Annotated in this window: 10 protein-coding genes; 8 read left to right on the forward strand and 2 right to left on the reverse strand. The window is 68.2% G+C overall.

Features of this window, described 5'->3' with window-relative positions:
- Positions 1 to 83 precede the first annotated feature (83 nt).
- From ACQP1O_RS00640 to ACQP1O_RS00670, 7 genes are all read left to right on the forward strand, one after another.
- Positions 84 to 620: a DUF732 domain-containing protein gene (locus ACQP1O_RS00640; protein ID WP_433564003.1), complete on the forward strand. Its 537-nt coding sequence runs from the start codon at positions 84 to 86 to the stop codon at positions 618 to 620.
- Positions 621 to 622: 2 nt separating this feature from the next.
- Positions 623 to 1,600 (forward strand): cutinase family protein, encoded by a 978-nt coding sequence (locus ACQP1O_RS00645; protein WP_433564004.1) that lies wholly within the window; start codon positions 623 to 625, stop codon positions 1,598 to 1,600.
- A gap of 667 nt (positions 1,601 to 2,267) precedes the next feature.
- Positions 2,268 to 4,190 carry a long-chain-fatty-acid--AMP ligase FadD32 gene (gene fadD32, locus ACQP1O_RS00650; RefSeq protein WP_433564005.1) on the forward strand — a complete coding sequence of 641 codons (1,923 nt, stop codon included), beginning with the start codon at positions 2,268 to 2,270 and terminating at the stop codon, positions 4,188 to 4,190.
- A gap of 168 nt (positions 4,191 to 4,358) precedes the next feature.
- Entirely contained in the window at positions 4,359 to 9,482 is a 5,124-nt protein-coding gene (gene pks13 / locus ACQP1O_RS00655; protein ID WP_433564006.1) for a polyketide synthase Pks13, read from the forward strand.
- Between the two features lie 54 nt (positions 9,483 to 9,536).
- Positions 9,537 to 11,081 carry an acyl-CoA carboxylase subunit beta gene (locus tag ACQP1O_RS00660; protein WP_433564007.1) on the forward strand — a complete coding sequence of 515 codons (1,545 nt, stop codon included), beginning with the start codon at positions 9,537 to 9,539 and terminating at the stop codon, positions 11,079 to 11,081.
- 126 nt (positions 11,082 to 11,207) lie between these two features.
- Entirely contained in the window at positions 11,208 to 11,684 is a 477-nt protein-coding gene (locus ACQP1O_RS00665) for a hypothetical protein (protein ID WP_433564008.1), read from the forward strand.
- A 117-nt stretch (positions 11,685 to 11,801) separates the two neighbouring features.
- Positions 11,802 to 12,008 (forward strand): DUF5988 family protein, encoded by a 207-nt coding sequence (locus tag ACQP1O_RS00670; protein WP_433564009.1) that lies wholly within the window; start codon positions 11,802 to 11,804, stop codon positions 12,006 to 12,008.
- Positions 12,009 to 12,206: 198 nt separating this feature from the next.
- On the opposite strand, the gene ACQP1O_RS00675 is transcribed toward ACQP1O_RS00670, so the two are convergent.
- Both ACQP1O_RS00675 and ACQP1O_RS00680 read right to left on the reverse strand, forming a co-directional pair.
- Complete coding sequence (locus ACQP1O_RS00675; protein ID WP_433564010.1) at positions 12,207 to 15,566, reverse strand: arabinosyltransferase domain-containing protein; 3,360 nt, start codon at positions 15,564 to 15,566, stop codon at positions 12,207 to 12,209.
- Positions 15,567 to 15,719: 153 nt separating this feature from the next.
- Positions 15,720 to 18,971, reverse strand: coding sequence for an arabinosyltransferase domain-containing protein (locus tag ACQP1O_RS00680; protein WP_433564011.1), 3,252 nt, complete (start codon positions 18,969 to 18,971; stop codon positions 15,720 to 15,722).
- A gap of 158 nt (positions 18,972 to 19,129) precedes the next feature.
- On the opposite strand from ACQP1O_RS00680, the gene ACQP1O_RS00685 reads away from it, so the two are divergent.
- A complete protein-coding gene (locus ACQP1O_RS00685) occupies positions 19,130 to 21,007 on the forward strand; it encodes a serine/threonine-protein kinase (protein WP_433564012.1) in 1,878 nt (625 codons plus the stop codon).
- The last annotated feature ends 9 nt before the right edge of the window (positions 21,008 to 21,016 follow it).

Raw genomic sequence — 21,016 nt, forward strand, 5'->3', positions numbered from 1 at the left:
CGTTGTGGCCCGGGACTCCGTCCCGGGTTGCGGCTAGCCTGGGGGCGACCTCTTGCCCCTGGACAGATATAGGAAGCGAATTGATGCACGGTACCCGTGGAAAGGTATTCGGAGTGGTGGCCGCCCTCGCCGCCGCTGGACTGCTCGCCGCCTGCGGTAGCAATGACTCGACCGCCAAGAGCACGCCCACGCTGACCACCACCAAGACCACGGCCGCCGCGCCCACCACCCCGGGCGAGGCGGCGCCGTCCACGGACCAGCAGGCTCCGCAGGCCGCGCCGGATGCCGGGACCCCCAGCTCCACGGCCGAGCGCCCGGCGCCGGTGCCGAGTCAGTTCATCACCACCCCGAACGGCTCCCCGGCGCTGTCGGACAAGGAGAAGAGCTTCCTCGACGACCTGAAGAAGGCCGGTATCACCCCGGGTTCCCCGGATATCGCCATCACCGCGGCCAATCTGGTGTGCCAGGGTAAGTCGGAGAACGCCCCGCAGGATCAGATCATCACCTACGTGACCGCGATCGCCGGTTCCGATCCGTCCTTCGATCCGTCCAAGATGACGGTCGAGCAGGCGGGCAAGATCTACTACGACGTCGCCTCGAAGAGCTACTGCAACAAGTGACGATGCGACGCCGAATCGGACAGCGCCGGTCGCGGCCGGTGGGTTGCCTGCTGCTCGCCATCGCCGCGATCGTGATCGCGGTCGTGGTGGCGCTGCTGCTGTGGTACCTGCTGGCCGGACGGTTGCGGCTGCCCGGCCCCAAGCCGCCGGCCCCGCCCCGTCCGAGTTCGCAGCCGGCCACCTGCCCGGACGTGCTCATGCTGTCCGTGCCCGGCACCTGGGAGTCGAACAGCAACGACGACCCCTACAGCCCGGCCGCGAACCCGGCGTCGCTGATGTTGAACATCTCCAACCCGATTCGGGCCAAGTTCCCCGATGAGCGGGTCGAGGTCTACACCGTCCCGTACGTCGCGCAGTTCTCCAACCCGGTCGCCATTCCGCCGGACGGGCAGTCCTCCTACAACAACAGCCGTTCCGAGGGCGCCAAGCGGGCCAGCGACAAGCTCGCGCAGACCGCCGCCCAATGTCCGCTCACCACTTACGTTCTGGCGGGTTTCTCGCAGGGCGCGGTGATCGTCGGTGATCTCGCCGCGCAGATCGGCGCGGGCAAGGGCCCGGTGGCCGAGGACCTGGTGCTGGGCGTGACCACCATCGCCGACGGCCGCCGCGATGTCGGCGATCCTGGCGAGGCCATCGAGATAGGCCCGACCCCGCCCGGCGTCGGCGCGGAGGTGGCACTCAAGGGTCTGAACGTCCCGGGCATCACCATGACCGGACAGCGCGGCGGCTACGGCAAGCTCACCGGCCGCACCTTCACCATCTGTGCCGCAGGCGATTTGATCTGTGATTCCCCTCGCCAGGCGCTGAGCCCGAACAATATCCTCGGCAGCCTGAACATCCTGGTCCGCGCCGCGGGCAATCCGGTGCACAGCCTCTACAACGGCTACCAGGTGGACGACAACGGCACCACCGCCACCGAGTGGACGGTGAACTGGGCGTCGGGTCTCATCGAAAACGCTCCGCACCCAGCACATACGTAAGCATCCGCTCAGGCTTCCCTATGTGAGGGCAGCCACCCTTCATGGGTAGGCATGCTCCACCCCGAGCCAGTCGGAGCGGAGCCTTCGGAATGCGGCTTCGCACCCGCTCTTTCGCGGATCACCAGGTTGTTCGCGGCCGCCTCGGTCTGGACCGCGGCTCCGTAGACCCGCGCCTTGGAACGGGAACGGGAGCGAAGCGGAGGAGCGGAGGAAGGAAGACCGAGGTAACAGGGCCGCGAACCCGCCCGGAGCGCAGCGGAGGGCAATCGGACACAGGCCCCCCAGTTTCGGGGTCACCCGGTAAAGTGCTCCGGGTTGCGACACTGCCGAGACCCGGTGGGTGCGGCAACTCACATCCAGTCCTAGTTGTGTCCTATGTGGGGCGCTCCCCACCCATTTGGAGGCATTCGCGCCGGTGAAGCACTAGTCCAGAGGTGTGAGCTGGGAGATGTTCGGCCGCTCCGAAGCATGGCCGGGCGGCCCCTCTGTAACATGTCCCTGGTTTGAGAACATCTAGCCATTAGACGGTCACCGCGCAGACCGCAACACAATTCTGCAGGTTGGCTCTCGCATGGAGCTCCCGCGGGCGAAGAGAGTCGGGGCCTCACAGGTAACAGCGGCAATGCATGCCGTCTCATGCCGCGTGTGCCTCGGAGGAGAAGAAGGAATGGACGAGACTTTCGACGATTACCTCGACGAAACGGGGAACATCACGATTCCCGAGGGACGCACCCTCGTCGACTACGTCGAGAAGCACACTCACGGTAACGATGCCAATGACTTGGCCTACCGCTACATCGATTACTCACGCGAGCGCGACGGTGAGTACCAGGACCTCACTTGGAGTCAGTTCGGTACGCGGCTGCGCGCGGTGGCCGCCCGACTGCAGCAGGTGACCAAGCGGGGCGATCGGGTCGCGATCCTGGCTCCGCAGGGCCTGGATTACGTCATCTCCTTCTTCGCCGCCATCTACGCGGGCACCATCTCCGTGCCGCTGTTCGATCCGGACGAGCCGGGCCACACCGATCGCCTGCACGCGGTCCTCGGTGACTGCACGCCCTCCGCGATCCTGACGGCGAGCTCCTCCGCCGCCGGTGTCCGCCAGTTCTTCCGGTCGCTGCCCGCGGCCCAGCGCCCGCGCATCATCGCCGTCGACGCGATTCCCGACAGCGTCGGGGAGTCCTGGATCCGCCCCGACATCGTGGTCGACGACATCGCCTACCTGCAGTACACCTCCGGCTCCACCCGGGTGCCCGCCGGTGTCGAGATCACCCACCGCGGTGTCGGCACCAATGTGCTGCAGATGGTGAACGCGCTTGATCTGAACGAGAATTCGCGCGGTGTGACCTGGCTGCCGCTGTACCACGACATGGGTCTGCTGACCGTGATCCTGCCCGCCGTGGGCGGCAAGTACATCACCATCATGTCCCCGGCCTCGTTCGTGCGCCGGCCCTCGCGCTGGATCAACGAGCTGGCCGCGGTGTCCGACGGCGCCGGGACCTTCGCCGCCGCACCGAACTTCGCCTTCGAGCACGCCGCCGTGCGCGGTCTGCCCAAGCCGGGCGAGTCGCTGGACCTGTCGAACGTGCTGGGCCTGATCAACGGCTCCGAGCCGGTGACCACCACCTCGATGAAGAAGTTCAACGAGGCGTTCGCCCCGTACGGCCTGCCCAAGACCGCCATCAAGCCGTGCTACGGCATGGCCGAGGCCACCCTGTTCGTGTCGGCCACCCGGCACGAGGACGAGGCCAAGGTCATCTACGTGGACCGGCTGGAGCTCAATGCCGGTCGCGTGAAGAAGGTCGAGCAGGGCACGGAGAACACCATCGCCCAGGTGTCCTGCGGTTACATCGCGCTGTCGCAGTGGGCGACCATCGTGGACGGCGACTCCATCGACTCTCCCGAGGGCGCGCGTGAGCTGCCCGACGGGCAGGTCGGCGAGATCTGGCTGCACGGCAACAACATCGGCATCGGCTACTGGGGCCGCGCCGAGGAGACCCAGAAGACCTTCCGTAACCAGCTCGCGCATCGACTGTCCGAGGGCAGCCACGCGGAGGGCGTGCCGACCGACGGCATCTGGCTGCGCACCGGTGACTACGGCGTCTACGTGGACGGCGAGCTCTACATCACCGGCCGCGTGAAGGACCTGGTCATCGTGGACGGCCGCAACCACTACCCGCAGGATCTGGAGTACTCCGCGCAGGAGGCCTCGACCATGCTGCGTCCCGGTTTCGTCGCCGCCTTCGCGGTGCCCGCCAACCAGCTGCCCGCCGAAGTCTTTGCGCAGGACAGCCATTCGGGCCTGAAGTACGACGCCGACGACGCCAGCGAGCAGTTGGTCATCGTGGCCGAGCGCGGCCCGGGCGCGGGCAAGGCCGATCCGGGGCCCATCGCGGACGCGGTCCGCGCGGCCATCTCGTCCCGGCACGGTGTCACCGCGCGTGACATCCTCCTCGTTCCGGCCGGGTCGATTCCGCGTACCTCCAGCGGCAAGATCGCCCGTCGCGCCTGCAAGGCCGAGTACATCGGAGGCACACTGCGTGGTGGTTACACGCAGCAGGCCTTCCCCGATGCACCAGACGAGGAGTGAGACGACCGTCTCGAAGTTGGATGGCGCGAGCCCGTTCGGTTCGCGCCATTCATGCATGAAAGGCAGTGCCGTTCCGGCACGCGAAGACAGAGCCGTTCGGGCAGGGAACGGCGAGAGTCCCGATAACACCGCCGCGCACCGTGAGCAGACAGGTAGCTTGAGGAACTGATGGCTGAGAACGAGGGCACGGACCCCACCCAGACGAGCGAGAACGCACCGGCGGCCGAGGGCGAGACCGCGCAGAAACCTGCCGCGGCCGACATGTCGGTGGCGGACCTGCGGGAATGGCTGTGCCGCTGGGTCGCCGACGCGACCGGGCAGCCGATCGAGAACATCACCGTGGACCGGCCGATGGAGGAGTTCGGCCTGGCCTCGCGCGATGCCCTCGCACTCGGTGGCGATATCGAGGAGCTGACGGGGGTCGTGCTGAACGCGACCATCGTCTACCAGCACCCGACCATCGCCTCGCTGGCCGAGCGAATCATCAATGGGGAGCCCGACCTTCCGGCCGAGGTGGCCGACGACTCGTTCTACACCCAGGGTTTCCAGCCGGGCGAGGCGCACGATATCGCCATCGTCGGGCTCTCGACCCGGCTGCCGGGCGCGGGCGATACCCCCGAATCCACCTGGGACTTCCTGATCAACCGCGGCGATGCCATCCGGGATGTGCCCGAGGGCCGCTGGTCGGAGTTCCTCGACGATCCGCGCCTGGTGGAGCAGATCGCCAAGTCGAACGTCAAGGGCGGTTACCTCGACCAGGACGTCCTCAAGAGCTTCGACGCCGAGTTCTTCGCCCACTCGCCGGTCGAGGTGGAGCGTATGGACCCGCAGCAGCGGTGGGCGCTGGAGCTGACCTGGGAGGCCTTGGAGCACGCCCGGATTCCCGCCAACACCCTCAAGGGCGAGCAGGTCGGCGTCTACATCGGTTCGACCAGCACCGAGTTCATGCTCCTCGCGGCCATGGCGGTCGGGAACACCGATCCGGGCACGCCGCTGTCGGCCGAGGGCTACGGCATCATGGGCAGCGTCTCGGCCATCATCCCCAACCGGGTCTCGTACTTCTACGACTTCCGTGGCCCGTCGGTGGCCGTCGACACCGCGTGCTCGTCCTCGCTGGTGGCGGTGCACCAGGCGGTGCGGGCACTGCGCAGCGGCGAGGCCGATCTGGCGCTGGCCGGTGGCACGAACGTGCTGCTGTCGCCGGCCGCGACGCTGGCGTTCGATGCCAATGGCGGTGTATCGAAAGACGGTCACATCAAGGCGTTCTCGTCGGATGCCGACGGCATGGTCCGCTCCGAGGGCGGCGCGCTGGTGGTGCTCAAGCGCCTCGCCGACGCCGAGCGCGACGGCGACACCATCTACGCGGTCGTAAAGGGCTCGGCGGTCAACAGCGACGGCCGGTCCAACGGCCTGCTGGCCCCGAACCCGGACGCGCAGGCCGCCGTACTGCGCAGCGCCTACCGAGATGCCGGAATCCCGCCGTCCCAGGTCGACTACATCGAGGCGCACGGCACCGGCACCCCCATCGGCGACCCGATCGAGGCGGATGCGCTCGGCCGTGTCATCGGCCGGGGCCGTGAGGCCGACAAGCCCGCTCTGCTGGGTTCGGCCAAGACCAATTTCGGTCACCTGGAGGCCGCCGCCGGCGCCGCGGCCCTCGCGAAGGTCATCATGGCGTTGCAGCACAACGTCATTCCGCCGCACCTCAACTACGCGGGTCCCAGCCCCTTCATTCCGTTCGACCAGGCGCACCTGAAGGTCACCGACCAGCCGACCGAATTCCCGCGCTACAGCGGCAAGGCCACCATCGGTGTCTCCGGCTTCGGCTTCGGTGGCACCAACGCGCACGTGGTCATCCAGGAGTACGTGCCGGCGTCCGCCGCTGCGCAGGCTCCCGAGACCGCCGACCCCGACACCGAGACCACCGACGTGGTCGCCGAGGCCGAGTCCATCACCGAAACCGCTGTGCCGGAACCGGAGTGGGGCAATCGTGAAGAGCCGATGCCGCTGATCCTCCCGGTGTCGGGCTACCTGCCCTCGCGGCGCAAGCGCGCCGCCAAGGATCTGGCCGACTGGCTGGAATCCGAAGCGGGACAGGCGACTCCGCTGGAGGATGTGGCCCGGACGCTGGCCAAGCGCAACCACGGCCGCTCGCGCGGCGTGGTCGTGGCCAAGACCCATGACGAGGCCATCGCGGGCCTGCGGGCCATCGCGGAAGGCAAGCCGGGTAATGGCGTCTGGACCGCCGATTCCCCCGCCGCCAAGGGCGCGCTGTGGGTGATGGCCGGTTTCGGTGCGCAGCACCGGAAGATGGGCAAGCAGCTCTACACCGAGAACTCGATCTTCCGTAAGGCCGTCGATCAGGTCGACGAGCTGGTCATGGACGAGGCCGGGTACTCGGTCAAGGAGATGATCCTCGACGACTCCATGGACTGGGACATCGGTACCGGCCAGGTCGGTACCTTCACCATCCAGGTGGGTCTGGCCTCGATCCTGCGCGCGCACGGCGCCGAGCCCGAGGGCGTGGTCGGCCACTCCCAGGGTGAGGTTGCGGGAGCGTACATTTCGGGCGGTCTGCCGCTCGAGGACGCGGTGCGGGTGATCTGCGCGCGCTCGCGGCTGATGGCCGAGGGCGAGGCCATGCTCACCGACGACCAGGTCCGCAATATGGCGCTGCTGGAGTACTCCGCCGAGGAGATCGCCAAGCTCGTCGAGACCGAGTTCCCCGAGATCGAGGTCGCGGTGTACGCCGCGCCCAACAACACGGTGATCGGCGGTATGCCGGACCAGGTGCACGCGATCGTGGCGCGCGCCGAGGCAGAGGGCAAGTTCGCGCGGGTGCTGCAGACCCGCGGCGCGGGCCACACCTCGCAGATGGACATGCTGCTGGGCGAACTCGCCGCCGAGCTGGCCGGCATCGAGCCCACCAAGCTCAAGCGCGACCTGTACTCGACCGTCCACAAGGACACCGTCTACCGCGCCGGGCACGCGCCCGTGCAGGACGTGGACTACTGGGTCATGAACATGCGCGGCTCGGTGTACTTCACCAATGCCATCCGGCAGGCCGTCGACACCGGTATCACCACCTTCCTGGAACTCGCGCCGAATTCCGTTGCGCTCATGCAGGTCCTGGGCACCACCTTCGCGGCGGGCGTGCACAATGCGGCACTCATCCCGACCCTCAAGCGCAAGGAGGACGAGGCCGCGGGCGTCATCTCCGCGCTGGCGCAGCTGTACGTGCACGGCCACAAGGTGGACCTGCCCTCGCTGCTGCCCGCCGGTGACTTCGCCGCCGCGCCGCGCACCGCATTCCTGCGTAAGCAGTACTGGCCCAAGGTGACCGGCAGCTTCGGCGGCGGCGCCGGCAATGCTCGTGTCCCGGGCGCGCATGTCGCGCTGCCGGACGGCCGCCACGTCTGGGAGGTGCAGGCCCCGGCCGTCACCGACCTGGCCGCGCTGGTGAATGCCGCTGCCGCGCAGGTGCTCTCGGATGTCACCGTCGGCGCATCCATCGCGCACGGCGCGGTCCCCGCCGCGGGCACGCTCACCACCACGCTGACCCCGCACCCGGGCGGCGCGTCGGTCTCGGTGCACGCCAAGGAGGGCAATGCCTTCCGCCCGCTGTTCGACGCGGTCGTCGTCTCCGGCGCGCCGCTGCCGGAATCGGCTGTGGCACAGCCGGTCGCGGCCGTGCAGGCGGCGCCGGCCGCCGCGGTCGAGGTGGCCGAGACGGCTCCCGGCGAGCGCTGGGATCCCAAGGGCACGCAGACCATCGAGCAGCGCCTGGCCATCATCGTGGCCGAGTCCATGGGCTACGCGGTGGAGGATCTCCCGATGGAGATCCCGCTGATGGAGCTGGGTCTGGATTCGCTGATGGCCATGCGCATCAAGAACCGCGTGGAATACGAATTCGACATTCCGCAGCTGCAGATCCAGGCCGTGCGCGACGCCAGCCTGCTCGAGGTCGGCAAGGTGCTGCACTACGCCATCGAGCATCGCGATCAGCTCGACGACATCGCCGCGCGGCAGGCCGCCGGCGAGGACATCACCGTCGACGCCGACTTCATCTCCGCCGCGCGGGCCGCCATGGCCGCGGGCGAGGACCCGGCCGCGCTGCTGCCCAAGACCGAGACCACCGATGTGGTGGCCGAGGCCGAAGAGGTTGTCGCCGAATACGAGGCCGCGCCGGAGGTCGCCGAGACCGACGCCGACAATGTCCCGCCGCGCAATGCGCCCGAACGACTCGTCTTCGCGACGTGGGCATTGGTGACGGGCAAGTCGGCGGGCGGCATCTTCAACCCGCTGCCGGATATCGACGACGAGACCTTCGGCAAGCTGGTCGCCCGGTTGTCCGAGCGCGCGAAGGCCCAGATCGATCCGGAGCGGATTCGCGCGTGCACGACCATCGAGAAGATCTCCGACGTAGTGGCGGAATACCAGGAGCACGGCGATGACGTCGAGGGCTTCGTCCGCACCCTGCGTCCGAAGGAACCCGGTTCGAATGCCGTGCCGGTCTTCGTGTTCCACCCGTCGGGTGGCAACACCCTGGTGTACGAGCCGCTGTTGAAGCGGCTCCCGGCCGAGACTCCGATGTACGGGTTCGAGCGGGTCGACGGTGCCATCGAAGAGCGTGCGCGCCAGTACATTCCGGAGATCCGCAAGCGGCAGCCCGAGGGTCCGTACGTCTTCTACGGGTGGTCGCTGGGTGCGGTGTTCGCACTGACCGTCGCGCAGCTGATGCGCGCGGAAGGCGCGGATGTGCGCTTGGTCGGCCTGATCGATCTGGCCATTCCCGTTGAGCCCGAGCGCAATACGGCGGAGGAGCGGCTGGACCGCATGCGCCGGTACCAGGCCTTCGCGCAGAAGACCTACGGTTTCAACGGCGAACTCGATGATGAGCAGCTGGAAGAGCTGGCCGCGGCCTCGGACGAAGAGCAGATCCAGATCATTATGGAGCTGGTCAAGTTCGCCGGCGCGAATATTCCGGGTGGCGTGCTCGAACACCAGCGCACGTCGTTCATCGAGAACCGCGAACTGCAGAAGCTCGAGCTGTCGGACTACGACGGCCCGGTCACGCTCTACCTGGCCGACCGCTACCACGACGGCCTGATCGAGCTGGAGCCGCGCTTCGGCGATCGTCGCCCGAATGGTGGCTGGTCCGAGCACATTCCGGAGCTGGAGATCATCCATATCCCGGGTGACCATCTGCAGATCATCGACGAGCCGCGGATCGCCACCATCGGCGCCGATCTCACCAAGAAACTGTCGGAAATCGACACCTCAACGAAATAGCACCAAGGCGACACGAATTCTGCAAAAGTAGACTTTTGCCGAAAGGAGTGTCCAGTGAGCACCGCCGCCGACAAACTCGCCGACCTTCGACACAGGCTCGACATCGCGAGGGAGCCGGCGGGAGATGCGGGAATCGCCAAGCGGGCCAGGAAGGGAATTCCCTCGGCCCGCGACCGCATCGAGATGCTGCTGGATTCCGGGACTTTCGTGGAAGTCGGTGCGCTGGTGCGCAATCCGGGCGACGAGGCCGCCCTCTACGGGGATGGTGTGGTCACCGGCCACGGCCTGGTGGAGGGCCGCCCGGTGGCCGTCTTCTCGCACGACCAGACCGTCTACGGCGGTTCGGTCGGCGAGATGTTCGGCCGCAAGGTCGCGGGCATAATGGAATTCGCGGCCAAGATGGGTTGCCCGGTGGTCGGCATCAACGACTCCGGCGGCGCCCGCGTGCAGGAGGCGGTGACCTCCCTGGCCTGGTACGCCGAGCTGGGCCGGCGTCAGGAACCGTTGTCCGGCCTGGTGCCTCAGATCTCCATGATCCTGGGCAGCTGCGCGGGCGGCGCGGTCTACGCGCCCATCAATACCGACGTGGTGGTGGCCACCGAAGCGGCCTACATGTTCGTCACCGGGCCCAAGGTGATTCGCGAGGTCACCGGTGAGGACGTCAGCCTCGAAGAGCTCGGCGGCGCGAAATCCCAAGCCCAGTACGGCAATATCCACCACGTGGCCCCGGACGAGGCCGCCGCCTTCGAGTGGGTGCGCGAGTACCTCGGCTATCTGCCGTCGAGCTGCAAGGAGCTGCCGCCGGTGGTGAATCCCGGTCTGGAACCGGAGATCACCGAAACCGATCTGGAACTCGACGGCATCGTGCCCGACGCCGACAATGCCGGCTACGACATGCACGAGATCCTGCTCCGGATCTTCGACGACGGCGCGTTCCACGAATTCGGTGAGGCCGCGGGCAAGAACGTCATCTGCGGCTTCAGCCGCGTGGACGGCCGCACGGTCGGCGTGGTGGCGAATCAGCCCCTGGTCTACGCCGGTGCGCTCGATGCCCGCGCCTCGGACAAGGCCGCCCATTTCGTGCGGCTCTGCGACGCCTTCGAAATCCCGCTGGTCTTCGTCGTCGACACCCCGGGCTTCCTACCCGGGGTGGAGCAGGAGAAGATCGGCGTCATCAAGCGCGGCGGCCGGTTCATCTTCTCGTTCGTGGAGGCCACGGTCCCGAAGGTCACCGTGGTCGTCCGCAAGTCCTACGGCGGCGGCTATGCCGTCATGGGGTCCAAACAGCTGGGCGCGGACGTGAATCTGGCCTGGCCCACCGCCCGGATCGCGGTCATGGGCGCAGAGAGTGCGGTGTCGCTCATCGGTGCCAAGACCCTGGCGGCGGCCCCCGAGCCGGAGCGCGCGGCCATGCGCAAGCAGATGATCGAGTTCTACAACGCCACCGTCGCGACGCCGTGGGTGGCGGCCGAACGCGGCTATATCGACGCGGTCATCGAGCCCGCCACCACCCGCCTGGAAATTCGGCGTGCCCTGCACCTGTTGCGCGACAAGAAGTCTCCGACCAACCCCCGCAAACACCATCTGCTTCCGTTGTAGCCGCGCCTGTTTCGCCGGTTTCAGGCCGTGCCATCGCGGATTCGACGTCGGCCATTGCGACGCGGCCTCGTGTGTGAAAATATCTCATTTCAATTTCGAAAATGAGAGCTTGGGAGCGAAGCAGTAATGGCTACCCTTCGAATTCGGCACACGATCATCGGCGGCGCGGCCACCGCCGCGACCGCCCTCGCGGTCCTGTCCGCCGCACCGGCCGCCTCCGCACAGGTCACCGCGCTGTCGGCCGGGACCGGGCTGGCGCACATCAATACGACCTACACCGTCACCGCCTCCGTCGGCGGCACGAGCGCGGGCACCCAGGTGGGCTTCTGGATCGCAAGCCCGTCCGGCGGCGCAGCCGCGTACGTGGGCGCCTCTCCGGTGGATTCCACCGGTCACGCGACCTACCAGTGGACCCCGACCACCGTGGGTATGTACACGCTCATAGCGAGTGACGACGGCAGCAGCACCAGCAGCAACGCCCAGACCATGGGCATCAGCGTCACCGCGGTTCCGGTGGGCGGCATGGGCACCGGCAGCGCCTCGAAGATTCCGATCGTCGGTGGCCTGCTGAGCAGTCTGCTGAGCCTGCTCGGCCTCGTCTGACACCAATTTCTTCCGCCTGAAGCCGGCCCGCGCCCGCTCACGGGCCGCTTGTTCAGGCGGCTCGCCGATTGCGCTGAATCTATCGGGTGACCCGTACAGATGTGAGAGCCTTCAGCTATGAGTACCTCACCTTTGGCGCTACTCGAAGGCGGGCCGGATGGCCTCGAAACGCGGATCGTCCCGATCACGCCACCGGGCGTCGAGCTGCGAGTGGCCTTCGGGGGCGGGTACGAGCGCTTCAGAGTGACGTCACGCTGGCAGGACACTCCAGAGGGGAGTCTGCCCGTCTACGAGTGGGTGGCGCACGTAGACGCGAAAAAATAAGGTCCGGGACGCGGCAACCGATGTCGCATGGTTCCGGGTAACTCGTCGGGTACGACCGAGATCGGCTCGGCGCTCAACCTCCGGTGCGGGTGCGAGACTGGCAACGGCTCTTTGCCGCCCGCTGAAGGCCCGGGGAGGCGGAACAGCAGTGGCCGCCCGCGACGTCGCGGGCGGCCACCGATTGTCACGTGTCCCGGGTCAGAAGACGCGCATCTTCCCCGGCGACCAGAACCCGGAGCGGGTCACCACGTGGGTGTCGACCTGCGCGGGCTTGGGGAACTTGGCCTTGGCCGGGTCGGACGGATCCGGATAGAACGGCTCGTACTGCTCCAGGGAGCCCCAGTCGCGGGCGTAGTTGTCCTTCAGGTAGGTCGGCACCGTCTTGGAGGCCGACAGCATCTCCGCCCAGCCCAGCGGGCCGCCGAATTCCTCGGCCTGCCAGGTATTGGTGGAGCTGATGGCCAGCGGGCGGTCGGGCAGGATGCGGTACTTGGGCGCCGCGTCCACCACACCGTTGCGGTGATCGAACTGGTGCTGGCACGGGAACTGCAGGCCCACGGCCCAGTCCAGCAGGATGGGCTGGGTGGAGCCCAGATAGCTGTTGAGCGACACCAGCTTCGGCACCCGCGGCGGGGTGAAGGCCAGCCACTGGTCGCCGATCAGGATCGGGTCGCGGGCGTAGATGCGGACCGCGTCGGCATTGTCGGGCAGCGCCGAGCGCGGGATGCGCAGGTTGCGCCAGGACGGGGCCGGGCCGACGTCGAGCGGGCGGTACTTGTCGAGGAAGGTGACGGTGCCGTCCGGGTTGTGGTGGCCGTACTCCAGGAAGATGTCCTGGCCGTAGGTCATATTGCCGGTGTCGTCGAACGACATCACGCGCCCGGCCGCCGAAATCACGATCAGCGGTGAGTCGTCCGAGCGCGGCGGCAGCTGGTACCAGCTGGAGGTGAGCTCGGCGGGCTGCTGCACGCCGTCCTGGTAGCTGCCCATGACCGGGGTGGTGGCCGGGTCCAGGCCGAAGGGCAGGGCCACGGTGGACCCGTTCACGCCCTGTGCGCCCTTGCCGCCGCCGGTGCCCGCGTTCTGGCCCTTCTCGAAGGCCGGGCCGACGGTCTGGGTGGAGGTGTTGCCGGTGCCCGGCTTCACCTCGACGCTGTCGGCGTCCAGCTTGTCCGCGACGCCGTTGGGGGAGAAGCCGACCGGGCTCTCACCGGCCAGCGGGTCGCCGTTCAGTGGTGGGTGGGCCGGATCGACGATGGGGGTCAGGTTGCCGCTGTTGACATTTCCCTCGACCAGCACGTCATTGGCGAGCCCGCAGGTGTTGCCGGTGACCGCGTCGATGTTCGAGCGCGCCAGCGAGTACGCCGGGTACTGCTGCACCGCGCCCTTGAGCAGCGACACCACCTCGAAGAGCACCATCAGCGCGGCGACCACGGTGAGCGGGATGGCGGCGAACTTGCGGACTCGCCGGCCGCGCTTGGTCTGCCCGTTCGCCATCGGCTTGGCGTAGCCCTCGCGCAGCGACTGCCAGGCCACCACGGCCAGCGCCAGCCCGAACAGCACCAGCATCAGGGTGTTGGACTGGAAGCCGTGCAGGGAGACGGTCTTGTCGTACCACGGCACCCCATAGCTGGAGACGTACCAGTAGCCGTTGATGCCGGAGAAGGCCACAGCGAGGGTGAAGAGCAGTCCGGCCAGGAACACCGACCGGTTCTTCCGGGAGCGTAGTGCGGTGGCGGACACGGCGACCGCCGTCACCGCCGCCAGCGAACCCGCGATGCCCGCGTACGAACCGAAGTGGTGGGTCCACTTGGTCGGGTTGAACATCATGAAGAAGATGGTTCCGAAGACCACGCCCATGAGCCGCCAGGTCGGCGCGCTCGCGATGCCCGGCACCTGCCGCCGTCGCAGCAGCACCAGCATGGTGGTGATCAGGCACAGGATCATGAGCAGGAACGCGAAGCGCCGCGCCAGCGAGCCGTCCACGGTCTCGACGAACAGGTAGTAGTAGCGCAGATAGTCCTCGTACCAGGCCAGATTCGGCCCGGTCACCTGCCGCACCCGGTTGGCCTCCATGATTCCGGCGAAGGTCTGATCGGCGAAAACCGCCACCAGCACCAGGAATCCGGCCGCGGCGATGGGGGCGAGCAGGGCCAGATCGCCGAACTGCTCGCGCCGCCGCACCACGATCCGCACCAGCGGCCGGATGCCCGCGAGCAGCGCCGCCACACACATGAGACCGGTCGGCGCCGCCGCCAGCGTGAACGCCGCCACCAGCACCGCGACCGCGGCGGGCAGCAGGCGTGAGGTGGCGATGGCCCGCTCGATGGACACCCAGGTCAGCAGCGCGCCCAGGGCCACGATCGGCTCCGACCGCAGGCCGTTGTCGTAGGGCAGCCAGAAGGCCAGGAACACCAGGCCGCCGGTCCACAGCGCGACCTGGGACTTCGCCACCGCATTGCCCAGTCGCGGCACCACCTCGCGGCTGATGACCAGCCAGCACAGGATTCCGCAGAGCAGCGCGGGAATTCGCACCCACGGGCTGGCGGTGGAGACCTCGGCGAAGGCCTGGATGACGTAGTAGTACCAGCCGAACGGCGCCTCGGGCACGCCGAACCAGCGGAAGTAGTTGGCCAGGTAGCCCGCGTGCGGGGCCGCCCGCACCATGGTCAGGATGTAGCCGTCGTCGGAGGTGTTGGCGCCCACGAAGTGCCACAGCAGCAGGGTGCCGATGATGCCGCCGTCCGCCCAGGTCGGCTTCAGCCAGTGCGCCGGCAGGATGCGCCGGTGCCCGCGGCCGTCACTGGTGTCCAGCACCGCCAGGGCGCCCATGGCCAGCAGGGTGAGCAGGACCGCGGCGATGATGGCCACCAGCTTGATGACCGTCGGCGCGGAGGAGAACCGGGAGTCCACGGTCATGTGGAACGAAAGGCCCGCCGGCACGCCGCCTTTCATATCGGTGAACACGCCCACCACCTGGGGGCGCAGATCGCCGAGCAGGCGGCCGTCGACGGGCACGGTGACCAGTTCCCGTCCGCCGTCGGCGGTGGGCTTCTCGACGGTGCGGGTGACGCCTTCGAAATTGGCGTAGGTCTGGGTGCTGTCGGAGGTGATGACCAGCTGCGAGCACTGGTTCATCTCGGTGCGGGTGGCGCTGGCCACCACGGCATTCCGGTCCAGCACATCCACGCTCTCGCCGGAGACGCGGACGAACAGCGCCTCCAGGTCCGCGCCCTTGCCCTGCGGCGGCGCCGTTGCCAGCAGGATGCCGCCGCGCGGATCCAGCTGCTGGACCGCGGAACACGGGATGGTGGCGTTCGCGTCGATGGGCACCTGCGACATCAGCGCCGCCTGCACCGGATCGAGCGAGCCGCCCTGTGGCCAGCTCACCTCCGCCTGGGTCTGCTGCACCGGCAGGAACGGCGTCGCCAGCGCGAACAGCGCCCCGAGCACGCCCGCGACGATCGCTATGAGCTTCGCGACGCGATAGTCGCGCGGTGTCGCGGGGTCGGTCGCCGGGGGATTCGGCTTTGTCAGTACAGCGGAGGCGTCTGGCACGGTTGCTGATGGTAGCCCCCCCGCCGCCCCGAGACTTGGCGCACGGCTTGGGATCCGTTGCCAGTTTTGCACGCGTGCCGGCGGTTGGGTGCCAACCCGATTTTGGCCGTACCCGACGAGTTACCCTCATCTCACGAAATCAGTGGTCACCTTTCATTTCGTCTTGATAGGCGAATCCTTGGCCAGGCCGGAGCGGGACTCGACGGTGACGTCCAGGGTCGGCTCGAGGTTCGCACCCGGGACATAGGGGGTGAACTTCTCGAGCGAGCCCCAGTCCCGGCTCCAGTCGTGATTCAGGTACGACGGCCGGGTCTCCGACTGGAGCAACAATCCTGTCCAGCCCAGCGGGCCGCCGCCGATGTCGTCCTGCCAGGCATTGGAGGCGTCCTGGCCGACACGGTCCGGCAGAATGCGCCATTCGGGCACCTCGGCCACGCCGTCGTGGTGATCGAAGGGGCGCTGGCACGGGAAGGCGAGGCCGACGTGCCAGTCCTCCAGCACCGGAGCGCTGTCGCCGACAAGGGAATTCAGGGTCTGCAGCCGGGGCAACCGGGGCGGGGTGACGGCCAGCCACTGGCGCGGGGTGATGTCGGCGTCATTGAGCACCAGGCGAATCGCGTTGGCGCCCGCGGGAATCTGATCCAGCGGGATGCGCAGGTTGCGCCAGGACGGGCTCGGGCCGATATCGATCGGCCGGATCTGCCCGGTGTTCGTGACAGCGCCCTGGGCGTCGCGGGTGCCGTACTCGACGAACAGGTCCTGTCCGTAGGTCTCCACACCGTCCTTGTTGAAGGACCGGATGCGCCCCGCGGCCGTCACGACCAGCACCTTGTAGGCGGGATCATTGCGGAGAGTGGTCAGTTTCTCCGCGTTGTACCACTGGGTGGTGAGCTTCGAAACCTGCTGCTCGCCATCGGTGTAACTGCCCTGGACCGGGGTCTTGGCCGGGTCCAGGCCGAAGGGCAGCGCGACGGAGCTGCCGTTGATGCCGGCCTCTTCGCTCTTGCCGCCGCCGGTGCCCGCGCCGGTGGTCTTGGACGTCTTGTTGCCGGACTTCTCGTTCACCGAGTTGGCCCCGCCGGTGACGGTCTCCTCCGCGTCCGCGGTGAGGTCGGAGGCGACGCCATTGGGCGTGAATCCGGTGTTCTCGGCGGACAGGCCATCGGCGTCGGATCCGGTCCACGGGTGCAGCAACGAATCGGCGGTATTGGTCTCCACCAGCACCTCGTTGGCCAGCGCGCACGAATCACCTTGCAGCGAACGCAGATTAGACTCGGCGATGGAGTAGGCCGGGTACTGGCCGACGGCCGCCTTGGCCAGCGACAGCACCTCGAACAGCACCAGCACGGCCGCCGCGATGGTGAGCGGCATGCTGGCGAACCTGTCGAAGCCGCCCACCGGCTTCGGCTGCGTGTACGGCTCGCGGAAGTGCTGGTAGGCGGCGATGAGCAGGCACAGCACCGCCAGGCCCAGGAACAGCGTGGAGAAGCCCTTGCCGGCGACGAGCGGCGCCTTGTCGAACCATGGCACGCCGTAGCTGGACACGTACCACCAGCCGTTGGACCCGGTGAAGGTCATGGCCAGCAGGAAGAACACCGCGGCGGTGAACAGCGTCCGATTGCGCGGCGAGCGAATCCCGTTGAGCCCCACCGCGACCGCGGCCAGCGCCGCCACCGATCCGGCCAGTCCGGCATACACGCCGAAGTGGTGGGTCCACTTGGTGGGCGTGAACATCATCAGGAACAGCGACATGAAGATGATGCCCAGGATCCGCGCCGACGGCCCGCGTGAGGTCCCGGGGATGCGGCCGTTCTTGCGCAGCATCACCATCACGCACACGCCCAGACACAGCAGCATGGCCAGGATGCCGAAGCGGCGGGCCAGCGAGCCGTCGGGGGAGAGCATGAGCAGCGAGTCCCAGCGCGTGCGCTCGTCGAACCAGGCCACATTGGGGCCGATGAGCTTGCGTACCCGGGTCGCCTCCATGACCGAGGCGAGGGTCTGATCGCCGAAAACCACCACCAGCACCAGGGTTCCGGCGGCCGCGCCGGGCGCCAGCAGCGCGCCGTAACGCAGCAGCCACGATCCCTGGCCCTTGGCGCGCTTGATGACGACCATGAGCACCGGCCGCGCGCCCGCGATGAGCGCCGCGATGCAGATGAGGCCGGTCGGCCCGGCGGCGAGCGAGAAGGCCGCGATCAGCACGCCCACGGCGGCGGGCAGCAGACGCCCGGTGGCAACGGCCCTTTCGATGGAGCACCAGGTCAGCAGCGCGCCCGCGGCAATGAGCGGCTCCGGGCGCAGGCCGTTGTCGTAGGGCATCCAGGCGGCCAGGAACACCAGTCCCGCGGTCCAGATGGCGATGGTGTCGCGGCGCACCCGTGAACCCAGGCGCGGCAGCACTTCCCGGCTGATGACCAGCCAGCACACAATGCCGGCCAGCAGTGCGGGCAGGCGCATCCACGGGCTGGAATCGCTGACCCGGGTCATCCAGGCCAGCACCTCGTACGGCCAGCCGAAGGGCGCCTCGGCCACCCCGAACCAGCGGTAGTAGTTGGCCATGTAGCCCGAAACCTTCGAGGCCCGAGCCATATTCAGGATGTAGCCGTCATCGGAGGTGTTGGCGCCGATGATGTGCCACACCACCAGCGTGCCCAGCACCGCGACGTCGGCCAGCCGCACCCGCCACCAGTGCGCGGGCAGGAAACGGCGCGGCTTGCGGCCGTCGGAGGTGTCCAGCAGGTGCAGCGCGTAGAGGGCGAGCAGGGTGAACAGCACCGCCCCGAGCGTCGCGATGCGCTTGAGCCAGGTCGGGCTGGAGGTGAAGCGCGCGTCGATATCCACGGTGGCGGAGGCGTTCCCGAGCTGATCCCGCTTCAGATCGGTGAACAGGCCCACCACCTGTGGCCGGGTGTCCCCGCCGACCCGGCCGGCGAAGGGCGTGCCGTCCTGGCGGTGCACCCCTGCGAATTCGACCCGGGTCTCGGCGGCGTCCGAGTGCACGGTGACCGCCGTGCAGTCCTGGATCTCCGCCACCGGCGCACTGAGCAGCGGAATCAGCCGCACCAGCACCGATACCGTGCGTCCCTTGCCGGGCTCGTCGGTGACCTTGACGACCAGGCCCTTCGACTCGGCCTGCCCCGAGGCCGCGGGCACGGTCGAGAACAGCGTGCCGGTCGGCAGTTCTCGCAGCACCTGGCACGGCAGGCTCACGTCCAGGCTCAATGGCGTGTACGACACCAGCGGCGCCGCGACGTCGGCCGTATCCCCTTGCGGCCAACGCAGTGTCGGCCGGTCCTGGTTTACCGGCAGGATCGGCGTGATCACCGCCAGCAGGAATCCGAGTAACCCGGACACCAGGGCGAGGATGCGGATGCGGTGGAACGCTCGGGAGTCTGCGCGCACGAGCACCGACTCTATCCATCGCGCGCATGGCGGTTGCACATCTCCCGGCGTTCCGGCCGCCTCGAAGCGGCTGACCTGTAGCCGAATCGGCGGATGTCCGTCAGGATGGTTGTTATCCGAACTGGGCGTGGGGCCGGGCCGGAAGACGAAGAGGAAGCATGACCGAGCTGCGACCTGGCGAAATCATCGCCGGGTATGTGATCGCGCGGCGAATCGGTGCCGGAGGTTCGGGCGTCGTCTACGCGGCGCGGCATCCGCGGTTACCCCGGCTCACGGCCCTCAAGATCTTGAAACGTGACGACGTCGCCGAGGATGACGAGGTCTGGCGGCGTTTCGAGCGCGAGGCCGATATCGCGGCCCACTTCGACCACCCCAATATCGTGCAGGTCTACGACCGCGGCGTCGCCGAGAACCAGTTCTGGATCTCCATGCAGTACATCGACGGCGTGGATGCCGCTGAACTGCACCATGTTTCGCCGGATCGGGGCCTGCGCATCGGCGCCGATATCGCTGCCGCACTGGATTACGCGCACGGCAAGGGCGTCCTGCACCGGGATGTGAAGCCCTCCAACATCCTCATCGCCGATCCCGACAGCGGCCGCCCCGAGCGCGCCCTGCTCACCGACTTCGGCATCGCCCGGCTGCGCGACGAGACCACCAAACACACCCATACCGGAAATATCTCCGCCACTTTCGCTTTCGCATCACCGGAGCAGGTGACCGGCCGGCCGGTGGGCCCGCGCTCGGATCAATACTCGCTGGCCTGCACGCTTTTCGTGCTGCTCACCGACCGCCGGCCCTTCCGCGCCGACAATCCGCTGGGCTGGGTGCACGCCCACACCCGGGAGCGGCCGCTGCGCCCGAGCGAGGTGAATCCCGAGCTGCCGGCGGCCCTGGACGAGGTCTTCGACCGGGCCCTGGCCAAGGATCCGGAGGACCGCTTCGACAGCTGCGCGGATTTCGCCTATGCGGCCACCCAGGCGTACTACTCCGATCCGGCCCTGGCGGTGACCGCCGCGGCCGGTCTGCTGCCGCATCCGCCGCCCAGGCACCTCCGGAGCTGGGGCCGGAAACCGCTGTGGCAGCGCGTCTTACACCGGCGCGTCCTGGTTCCGGTGGCGGTGGCCGCGGTGACGGCCGCGGGCGTCGGTTTCGCGCTGCACCAGGGCGATTCGCCACCGGCCCGATCCGGGCTCGGCCTGGTGCCGGACACGTTCGTGGGCACCTGGCTGGCCACCGAGGGGCAGACCAACTACCGGCTGACCGTGCAGCAGGCCAAGATCGGTGACCCGGTGCTGTCCAATCGCGTCGACGGCGTGCTGCCCGACGGTTCACCGTTCCACTGCGAATTCTCCGCGCCGCTGGACCGGGTGCCCCACGAGGGCGACCGCCTCATCATCGGCACCTCCGAGATCGTGGTCCGGGAGCCGGCCAATGCCTGCCGCGCCAACGGTCCCACCACCCTCACCCTGCTGCCCGACGGGCGGATCAGCCGCAAAACCGATGTGAGCGGGCTGATCACGTACAGCAGTGCGACCGCGCTGGTCTCGTCCTGGGGCCGGGACGATGCCGCCATCGCCCGCACCTTCCCCAGCCTGGTCGGGCAGCTCGCCTCCACCGGCACCGCGGTGGGCTGGCAGGGCGGATCCTGCCGGCCCCGGGATCCGGGTCCGGGCGAGGCGGCCCAGGGCGCGCATCGCGTGCTGTGCAATGGCGACGACGGCACCGGCCAGGTGCGCTTCGACGTCTTCGACTTCGACACCCGGCCGGGCAGTTCCGTCGCCGCGATCTTCTTCGGCAACAACGCCCGTGTCACCACCCGCACCCACGATGACGTCGCGGGCGCATTGACCGTCACCACGGCTGCCGGCGTGGATCCGGCCGCCACCCAGGACACCGACGCCCATCGCGCGCTCGCCGCCGTCTCCTTTCCCGACGGTGATCCGAGATCGCGCTTCGTCATGGTGCTGCGCTGGCCCGGGCACACGGTGAACAGCCTCCTGACCGACTGGCTCGAAAGGGCTCCCCTGAAGTAGGTAGGTGCG

Origin of the sequence: Nocardia sp. CA-151230, assembly GCF_050942175.1 — a bacterium.
GTDB lineage: Bacteria > Actinomycetota > Actinomycetes > Mycobacteriales > Mycobacteriaceae > Nocardia.

Excerpts from the sequence above, each read along its gene's own strand:
- ACQP1O_RS00640 (WP_433564003.1), top strand. The coding sequence starts at position 84 with ATGCACGGTACCCGTGGAAAGGTATTCGGAGTGGTGGCCGCCCTCGCC.
- ACQP1O_RS00645 (WP_433564004.1), top strand. The coding sequence starts at position 623 with ATGCGACGCCGAATCGGACAGCGCCGGTCGCGGCCGGTGGGTTGCCTG.
- fadD32 (WP_433564005.1), top strand. The coding sequence starts at position 2,268 with ATGGACGAGACTTTCGACGATTACCTCGACGAAACGGGGAACATCACG.
- pks13 (WP_433564006.1), top strand. The coding sequence starts at position 4,359 with ATGGCTGAGAACGAGGGCACGGACCCCACCCAGACGAGCGAGAACGCA.
- ACQP1O_RS00665 (WP_433564008.1), top strand. The coding sequence starts at position 11,208 with ATGGCTACCCTTCGAATTCGGCACACGATCATCGGCGGCGCGGCCACC.
- ACQP1O_RS00670 (WP_433564009.1), top strand. The coding sequence starts at position 11,802 with ATGAGTACCTCACCTTTGGCGCTACTCGAAGGCGGGCCGGATGGCCTC.
- ACQP1O_RS00685 (WP_433564012.1), top strand. The coding sequence starts at position 19,130 with ATGACCGAGCTGCGACCTGGCGAAATCATCGCCGGGTATGTGATCGCG.